The following is an 8,216-nucleotide window of genomic DNA, read 5'->3' as shown; positions in this document are numbered from 1 at the left end:
CAGAACGACATGGCTACGATCCGACTTGCCGCCGCCCTGGTCCCCGCACCCGCCACCCCCAGCGCCCCCACCACCGGCCCCACCCGCCCCGCCCCGGACCGCACAGCGGCCCGCGTCCTCCCGGACACCGACCTCACCCTCGGCATCGTCCACGCCCCCTACCGCCGCGTCCTGGACGCCATGTCCGCCGACGGCCTCCCCCTGATCATCGCCGGCCACACCCACGGCGGCCAGCTCCGCCTCCCCTTCTTCGGCGCCCTGGTGACCAACTGCGACCTCGACCGCCGCCGCGCCTCCGGCCTGTCCACCTACGGCGACTCCCACCTCCACGTCTCAGCCGGCTGCGGCACCAGCCGCTTCGCCCAAGTCCGCTTCTGCTGCCCCCCGGAGGCCTCCCTCCTGACCCTCACCCCCCGATCATGACCCTCTGACCTGCACGGATAACTCGTTTTCGTATCCGGGTCGGATTTGGGTAGACTGTGCGGGCAGCAAGCGGGGTGTGGCGCAGCTTGGTAGCGCGCTACGTTCGGGACGTAGAGGCCGCAGGTTCAAATCCTGTCACCCCGACGCTGGAAGTACAGGTCAGGGGCTCGGCTCTCGCGAGAGAGTCGGGCCCCTGACTCGTTGCCGGGGCCGCGTAAGCGGCCCGTCGGCAGTCTGAGGTGCAGGTTCAGCGGCGCAGGGTGGTCTGCTCGTCCAGGCGCGACAGCTTCTCGGGGTTGCGTACGAAGTACAGGCCGGTGATCAGGCCGTCCTCGGTGCGCACCGCCAGGACGCCCTCGACCTGCTCGCGGATCCGCATGATCAGTGCCGGGTGGCCGTTGACCTGCGCCGCCCGGACTGAGGCGGAGCCCGCGAGCCTGCCGAGCCCGGCCGTCAGCAGGGCGGCGACCGCCTTGGCGCCCACGATCGGTTCCAGTGCGGCCTGGACGACTCCGCCGCCGTCGCTCAGGAACACCACCTCTGGGGCGAGTTGGTCGAGCAGACTTTGCAGGTCGCCTGTTTCCACCGCGCGTTGGAAGGCCAGCAGTGCCGCGCGGTTCTGGGCCTGGGACACGGTCTCGCGCGGCCGGCGGGCTGCGACGTGGTTCCGGGCGCGGTGCGCGATCTGCCGAACTGTCACCGTGTTCTTGTCGACGGCTGCGGCGATCTCTTCGTAGTCCAGGCCGAACACCTCCCGCAGTACGAAGACCGCGCGCTCGGTCGGCGTCAGTGTCTCCATCACCAGGAGCATCGCCATCGACACGCCCTCGGCCAGCTCGATGTCCTCGGCCACGTCCGGCGCCGTCAGCAGCGGTTCGGGCAGCCAGGGGCCGACGTAGGCCTCTTTGCGGCGGCGCAGGGTGCGCAACCGCATCAGCGCCTGGCGGGTGGTGACCCGGACCAGATACGCGCGGCGGTCCTGCACGGTGTCGTGGTCGACCTTCACCCACTGCAGCCAGGTCTCCTGCAGCACGTCCTCGGCATCGGCGGCCGAGCCGAGCATCTCGTACGCGACGGTGAACAACAGGTTCCGGTGAGCGATGAACGACTCGGTGCCCGGGTCGGTGTGCCCACCTTCAGCCGGCGGCTCGGTCTCGGCGGTTCGGCTGCTGTGCTCGCTCATCCCGGCTCTGTCCTTTCTGGATCTTCCTATTGCCGCACATCAGGTGCCGGCCGGGCAGGCTGCGTGACAGCCGACGACAGTGGCATAGGTCACACGGCGGGGCTGTCACGCTGCTCGGTCGGTCGGCACCTCCTGGTCGATCCACAAAGCATCGACAACACGCAAGGAGCACACCCGATGACGGCTCGTTTGAACCTGTTCGGCAACCCGGACGGCACCGCGGCCAAGGCCGCCGGCCACTTCGGCACGGCGAGCAAGACGATCCTTCAGGAGTCGAGACTGCCCGCCGCGACGCAGAAGCTGGTGCTGCTACGGGCAAGCCAGATCAACGGCGACGCCTACGCCACCGATGTGTGGACCAAGAACGCCGCGGCCGCCGGGGAGCGGACCGACCGCATCAACCTGGTCTCCGCCTGGCGCGAGTCCACGGTCTTCACCGATGCCGAACGCGCCGCCCTGGACCTTGCCGAACAGGGCACCGACATCGCCTACGCCGCGGGCGGCGTCGGCGACGAGGCCTGGGCGGAGGCCGCTCGGCACTACGACCAGGACCAACTGGCCGATCTGGTGGTGCTCACGGCCCTGATCAACGCGACCAACCGGATGAGCGTCATCGTCCGGCTGCCCGGCGGCGACTACGTGCCGGCCCCCGACCTCGCCAACGACAAGTAAGGACATGATCATGGAATCCCGTTTCGACCTGCTGGACAACGCGCTCGGCGCCAAGATCGCCAAGCGGATCTACAACGTCGCCCTGGCGATCGTGGACTCGTCGTTGCCGGAGTCCACGCAGAACTTGGTGATGCTGCGTGCCAGCCAGATCAACGGCTGCGGCTTCTGCGTCGACTACCACACCAAGGACGCCACGGCGTCCGGCGAGACCGCGGTCCGCCTCAACCTGACCGCCGCCTGGCGCGAGTCCACGGTCTTCACGGATGCCGAGCGCGCGGCGCTGGCACTCACCGAAGAGGGCACCCGCATCGCCGATGCCAGCCCGGGCGTGTCCGACGCGACCTGGGCCGCGGTGCGCGAGCACTACGACGACGACCAGATCGCCGCGCTGGTGTCGCTGATCGCCATGATCAACGCCAACAACCGGCTCAACGTGATCGTGCGCAACCCCGGAGGGGCCTACCAGCCCGGGCAGTTCGCCGACATGGCCGGTTGAGGCCACGGACCGCCCATTGGCGGGGCCGGCCCGGGATCCCCTAACCGGGCCGGTCTGTCAGCACCACGAGGGCGCCGAACGGACCGGTCATGGTCTTGGTCTTGGTCTTGGTCATGGTCATGGTCTTGGTGACCGCTGTCTGCTGGATCGCGTTGTCCGCTATTCGCCCTTGCTCCCGCTGTCCTCCTGGCGAGCCTGCTTGATCTCGCGTGTCAGGGCCCACGGGTCCGCCAGGGGGCCCAGGTGGCTGAGCTTGTCGGGGTTGACCACCGAACGGATCATCTGGATCCGGCCGCCGAGCACGTCGAGGACCATGGTGCCGGCGACGTTGCCGTCCCGGTCGCGCAGGATCGCGCCGGGCTGGCCGTTCACAAGGTGCGGCTCCATGTGCGCAATGCGCGTGACCGTGGGGAAGACGGCGGCGAGCAGCCGGGCCACGTTCTCGGCGCCGATCACGCTGCGGGCGAGTGCGGGGGCCTTGCCGCCGGCGTCGCCGACCATCTGGACGTCCGCGGCCAGCAGTTCCCGCAGGCTTTCGACGTCGCCGTCGCGCAAGGCGTCGAAGAACCGCGCCGCCAGTTCCTCGCGCTCCTTCTGGTCTGCTTCGAAGCGGGGGCGGGCCAGGTCCATGTGCCGGCGGGCCCGCACCGCGAGCTGGCGGCAGGCCGCCTCCGAGCGTCCGACGGAGTTCGCGATCTCGGGGAAGCCGAACCCGAACACCTCCCGCAGGACGAACACAGCCCGCTCCAGCGGGGACAGCCGCTCCAGGAGGAGCAGGGCCGCCATGGACACCGAGTCGGCCAGCTCCGCCGAACGTTCTGGGTCCTGATACGGATCGGACAGCAGCGGCTCGGGGAACCAGGGCCCGATGTACTCCTCCCGCCGCACCCGGGCCGAACGCAGCACGTCGATCGAGGCCCGCGTGACCAGGGCGGACAGGAACGCCTTCGTCGAGGTGGGCACCGTTGCCGATGCCATATAGCGCAGCCAGGTGTCCTGGACCGTGTCCTCGGCCTCGGTCACGCTGCCCAGGATCCGGTAGGCGATGGAGAACAGCAGCGGTCGAAGCTCCTGGAACTCCTCGGCCCGCGCCGAGGTGGAGATGCTCACGCCAGCTCCTCCTGGAATCCCTGCCGCCACGACGGATACCGCAACCGCCAGCCCAGTTCCCGCTTCGCCTTCGCGTTGGAGAATCCGCGGCCCTCGACCATCATCCCCACCGCCATCTCCCCGGCCAACAGCCGGGCCAGCCACGCCGGCAGCCGCCGCGGCGGCTTGGCCCCCGCGCACTGCGCGAGGTACGGCAGCCATTCGCTCACGGGGGCCGGCTCGTCGTCGACGATGTTGAACACGCCGGTCGCGTGCTGCTCCACCGCCAGCACGGTCGCGGCGGCGGCGTCGTCCAGATGCACCCATGACGAGTAGCCGGTCCCGCCCCCGATGATCGGGAGCAGCCGCTTGCGGACCAGCGCGACCTGCTCGTCGTTGGCGCCCGGCCCGTAGAACCCGCCGTAGCGCAGGACGGCGCCGCCGGCCGCGACGACCACTGCCTCCATGTGGACCAACGCCTTCGTGCCCTCGGTGACGTCCAGCGGATCCTCCTCGGTCTTGACCCATCCACCCTGCCGGAGACCGTTGAAGCTGCCGTGGCTCTGCGCCACCACGTGACCCACGCCCACCGCCTCGGCCGCCGCCAGCAGATGATCCATCCCCTCGGTCCGCAGCCGATTGGTGGCCGCGAAGAACCGCTCGGCCTTGCGCGGATTGAGCTTGCCAGCGTGCGCCTGGGACAACCCGGTCATCTGGTTGACAATCACGTCCGGCCGCGCCGTGGCCACCGCCTCGCCCACGGACGCCGCGTCCAACCCGTCCATCACGACCCCTTCCACGCCCAGCCGCGTCAGCAACTCCAGCTTCGCCGCACTGGTCGTGGTCGCCGTCACCTGATGGCCACCGGCCACCAACAGCGGCAGCAGCCGCTGACCCAGCACCCCGGTACCGCCCGCCACGAACACTCGCATGATGTCACCCTCCTGGTCTGGACCCTCTCTCACCACCGGAGTCGAGACAGCTGGGCCACCAGTGACATTGGGGGCTGAGGACATGGAGCGATCTGGGTCACATGGGAGCTCGCCAGCAGACAACGATGGGGGCGTCGGCCTTGTGGCGTCCCTGGCTGTGTCGAGCCGAGATCGTGCCGTGGCGATACTAGGAACCGCTGGCCCGGGGTTGAAGTTCACTACCACCACCACCCGCGCGACCGTGACTATCGCGGTGTCGGAGTCGAGGTCCTTGAGGCGTCGCTCGGTGAGCTCACCCCAGCGCATCCCCGTTTCGATGTCAGTCTGCACGAGCAACTGCATGTGCTCGCCATGGTGGTCGTACTTCCTGATCTCGGCGTGGAAGTGGGTCGTATTGCTCGGAGGTGATGATCCGCTTGGTCTTCTTCGCCACAGTAGGCCGCTTCACGCTCTTGCCGGTGTGGAGCAGCGTGACCTGGTCGTTGAAGGCAGCGGTGAGGATCGCGTCCAGTACGACCTTGGACTGGCGGCGGGTCTGGGCCGGTACCCCGGCGTCACCCATCCGGGTCATCCTTCGTGGACGTGCTCGGGCAGTATGTCGATCATGCGGATGCCGCCGAACTCGGGCATGACGTGCTTGTTCAGCACGTAGGAGTAGTTCTGTCGGGTCGAGGCCTTGATCTCGTGGTTCGGGAATCACGTCTCCGCCGCGTAGGCACTGAACTTCTGCCGGCCGCGCTTGGGGTCGCCGAGACAGCTGGCGGCCATGTCGGACTCAGCCTTCAGCCACGTCTTCTCGGCCTTCGCCTCACTCGGGTACGTCCCGGCCGAGCGGCAACTGGATACAGTCTGAGGCTGGTGTTGCCTCAAAAAGCCTCTGACCTGCACGTCAGCAGTGGGAAACCGGCTCCGACAAGCCATGTACACGACCCTACGAAAGTGTTCGGGACGTAGCGGCCGCAGGTTCAAATCCTGTCACCCCGACGCCGAACGAGAGGCTCGCTCCCCGAAAGGGAAGCGAGCCTCTCTTCTCATTGGCGGGGCCGCGTGAGTAGCCCTTAGACATCAGATTCCGGCGCATGATCCACGTCTTGCTGTTAGCAAACCCCATGGTGCCTGTCTCCCCGATCCGACGTGTGGATCGGACTTAGTGCGCCGAACCCGCCTGGGGATGGTTGTTCATGGATCATTGGTTGATCCTCGGGTCCATCAAATCGAGTCGTCGTCGGGAACATCGTCCGGCGACGTATCCCCCATCTCGTTATCGTCGTCCAGTGCGAAGGTGAGGGGTGCGGTTCGCCTCTTCGCGATCCGCGCCCAGGCGACGAAGTCGTCTCGGAGGTCTTCGAGAACTGATCTCATATCCCTGGTGGCCTGCTCCGGCCAGCCGGTCTGTTCGATCAGCGGGCCGCCGTGTCCGTTCTCGATGGATTTGAGCTTATTGACCTCGCCTGACAAGAATGTGATGGCATCGGAGACGCTCTTCTTCAACATCGATACTCGGACCTCTGGGCGCTCCTTGTCGTAGGCCGCGCGGGGTACCCCGGTAGGCCGTGATGGGAATGCCGTATAACGAAGCCAATGATCCGTGATGGGAACCGGCCGAAGTGGAGATCCTGGTTGGCCATCGTCGGAGGCGGTCATGACAACGCCGTTCTCGTCGACGATTATCGGGGGACGGCCGCCTCCATCTGCTCGGCCATCGACAATCGCGCGATGAAGCAGTCGAAGGCCTTGAGGGTCGGCCAGCATGGCAGCCAAGATATCCTGGGGTCCGCGCTTATCCGCCTCGGCGTCGCCGTATGCCTCTCGCCGAAGAACACCGAATCGGGTCAGGTGGTACTGAGCCAATGCCGCCAACTCGAGTCGACTGGCGAACACCTCCTCGGTATCGCCCGCGGCCTCGTGATCAATCTCCGCCAGCGCCGCGGCGAGGAGTGTGTCGGGACCGCGGCCCGTCACTGTCCATGAACGCTTGTGGTAGTGGGGCAGGCGGCTGGTCCGAAGATAGGGTGCACGCATGGCGGTGAGCTGCTGGCGGCTTGTGACGTCGCCGGTGCCGACAGCGGTGCTGCGGGTTGCGCGAAGCGCGAGCTCGCCGGCGACATCACTCCTCCTGCCAGGAGTCACGCTCTTCGCCGTCGTGACATCCGTGATGCCTTGGTCGACGAGTTCTCGAATCTCCGATGATGGCGACAAGAAGGTCGCCAAAACGTACGCGGCCTGCTCGTCGTTGCGCACCGGGAGGCCATGCGTGGTCGCGACCTCGGGTGTGACCATTCCCCCGAGATAGTCGATCACGTGTATCGGCAATGCTTCGTTGGTCCGAAGGATTGACAGAACGCTTTCGGCCATCGCTTCCAGCTTGCCTGTGGGCTGCCAAGGCCGCGGTGGATCGACATGGAGCATACCCACGTAGGCACTGAGGGCCCTGGCGAAGTCGTAGCGGGGGCCGGCCGCCTGCGACGGCGTAAACCGCAGGAAGACCCGCGCTGGGGTGATCAGCGCGTTCTTCTTCTCCCTTAGACGCCGCACTTCCGAGCTCGGCAGCCCAGCGGTACGCACCCCGGCGATTCCGCCCAGGAATCGCCGGTACGAATCCCGGTTCGTGGGGAAGTCGTAGTGGACCACTCTGGACTCGGTCAGGCGCAGTGCCTCGTGAGCGCCGGTGATCCGGCTGGATCCGTCGGCGGTCGCGAGCAGTGGCATGGTTGGCTGGCCGTCCGCGTGATCCAACTCCAGGTACACGACCGTCACCGGCATCGCGATACCGCGCGCGGCGACCGAGTCCCTCATGGGGTTCTCGTTCAGTACGTAGTCCCGCGCGTCGTCTATCCGTGCCAGTGCGTGTTCGACACTTTTGGCGCGGACCTTGATTCCGTTCGCCGTACCGGCCGCGGAGACCGGCCCGAGGAGAGGCCCAGTCCCCGAAGTCTGGTCGCCGAACGGGTAGACACGGTTCAGGATGGTTCGTGTATTGGTCGGAAGAGGAACCAACCCCGGAACGTAGAGGTCGATGTCGATGGCCTCGATGGTGCCGCCGGCGACGCTGATCCTCGTCGGGGTGGCCAACGCCGCACGCAACCGTTCGGGCTCGACAGCGGCGTACGCGAGGGCGGACGCGAATCCCTCTGGCAGGTCCAGGTCGCTGTCGAGCGCGGCGCGGTACGCCCGGTTGACGGCGACCATCTTCGGCAGCGGGGGCAGCTCCTCGCCGGCATACCGCGACCAGACGACCAGCGAGTCGTCGTCGTCCCAGAGCGCGGCCTGCCCCTTGGCGCCCGCCGTCGGCGCCTCGTCCATCGATGCCTCCTCGCGACTGAATCAATAGGCTGATCTAGTATTGCCCGCGGTCCGCGTCCAGGCGCGTACGCACCAAGTAGATCACGGCGATCTCACGGAGTCGGGAAGAACGGACTTC

Annotated in this window: 8 protein-coding genes and 1 tRNA gene; 3 read left to right on the top strand and 6 right to left on the bottom strand. The window is 67.3% G+C overall.

All coding sequences use genetic code 11. The features are described 5' to 3' along the window. Positions 1–493 precede the first annotated feature (493 nt). Positions 494–567: transfer RNA gene (locus tag ABD481_RS13655), tRNA-Pro, on the top strand. 103 nt (positions 568–670) lie between these two features. On the opposite strand, the gene ABD481_RS13650 is transcribed toward ABD481_RS13655, so the two are convergent. Then, complete coding sequence (locus ABD481_RS13650) at positions 671–1,606, bottom strand: RNA polymerase sigma-70 factor (protein ID WP_344665992.1); 936 nt, start codon at positions 1,604–1,606, stop codon at positions 671–673. A 177-nt stretch (positions 1,607–1,783) separates the two neighbouring features. Here ABD481_RS13650 and ABD481_RS13645 point away from each other — a divergent pair, with 177 nt between their 5' ends. After that, positions 1,784–2,278 carry a carboxymuconolactone decarboxylase family protein gene (locus ABD481_RS13645; RefSeq protein WP_344665991.1) on the top strand — a complete coding sequence of 165 codons (495 nt, stop codon included), beginning with the start codon at positions 1,784–1,786 and terminating at the stop codon, positions 2,276–2,278. 10 nt (positions 2,279–2,288) lie between these two features. After that, a complete protein-coding gene (locus tag ABD481_RS13640) occupies positions 2,289–2,774 on the top strand; it encodes a carboxymuconolactone decarboxylase family protein (RefSeq protein ID WP_344665990.1) in 486 nt (161 codons plus the stop codon). A gap of 159 nt (positions 2,775–2,933) precedes the next feature. On the opposite strand, the gene ABD481_RS13635 is transcribed toward ABD481_RS13640, so the two are convergent. The 5 genes from ABD481_RS13635 to ABD481_RS13620 form a co-directional block, all read right to left on the bottom strand. After that, entirely contained in the window at positions 2,934–3,884 is a 951-nt protein-coding gene (locus ABD481_RS13635) for an RNA polymerase sigma-70 factor (protein ID WP_344665989.1), read from the bottom strand. Continuing rightward, a complete protein-coding gene (locus ABD481_RS13630; protein ID WP_344665988.1) occupies positions 3,881–4,795 on the bottom strand; it encodes an NAD-dependent epimerase/dehydratase family protein in 915 nt (304 codons plus the stop codon). The genes ABD481_RS13635 and ABD481_RS13630 overlap by 4 nt, the downstream gene beginning before the upstream one ends. 319 nt (positions 4,796–5,114) lie before the next feature. Then, positions 5,115–5,357: a hypothetical protein gene (locus ABD481_RS13625; RefSeq protein WP_344665987.1), complete on the bottom strand. Its 243-nt coding sequence runs from the start codon at positions 5,355–5,357 to the stop codon at positions 5,115–5,117. 5 nt (positions 5,358–5,362) lie between these two features. Then, the gene (locus ABD481_RS47355) at positions 5,363–5,443 is read right to left on the bottom strand and encodes a hypothetical protein (protein WP_425559172.1); all 81 of its coding nucleotides are present in this window, start codon (positions 5,441–5,443) and stop codon (positions 5,363–5,365) included. 561 nt (positions 5,444–6,004) lie between these two features. Further along, positions 6,005–8,098 carry a hypothetical protein gene (locus ABD481_RS13620; RefSeq protein ID WP_344665986.1) on the bottom strand — a complete coding sequence of 698 codons (2,094 nt, stop codon included), beginning with the start codon at positions 8,096–8,098 and terminating at the stop codon, positions 6,005–6,007. Positions 8,099–8,216 lie beyond the last annotated feature (118 nt).

It is taken from the genome of Catenulispora yoronensis, from assembly GCF_039531695.1.
Lineage (GTDB): Bacteria > Actinomycetota > Actinomycetes > Streptomycetales > Catenulisporaceae > Catenulispora > Catenulispora yoronensis.
This window is presented reverse-complemented; position numbering and strand designations above follow the sequence as displayed.

Excerpts from the sequence above, each read along its gene's own strand:
- ABD481_RS13645 (WP_344665991.1), top strand. The coding sequence starts at position 1,784 with ATGACGGCTCGTTTGAACCTGTTCGGCAACCCGGACGGCACCGCGGCC.
- ABD481_RS13630 (WP_344665988.1), bottom strand. The coding sequence starts at position 4,795 with ATGCGAGTGTTCGTGGCGGGCGGTACCGGGGTGCTGGGTCAGCGGCTG.
- ABD481_RS13650 (WP_344665992.1), bottom strand. The coding sequence starts at position 1,606 with ATGAGCGAGCACAGCAGCCGAACCGCCGAGACCGAGCCGCCGGCTGAA.
- ABD481_RS13625 (WP_344665987.1), bottom strand. The coding sequence starts at position 5,357 with ATGGGTGACGCCGGGGTACCGGCCCAGACCCGCCGCCAGTCCAAGGTC.
- ABD481_RS13640 (WP_344665990.1), top strand. The coding sequence starts at position 2,289 with ATGGAATCCCGTTTCGACCTGCTGGACAACGCGCTCGGCGCCAAGATC.
- ABD481_RS13620 (WP_344665986.1), bottom strand. The coding sequence starts at position 8,098 with ATGGACGAGGCGCCGACGGCGGGCGCCAAGGGGCAGGCCGCGCTCTGG.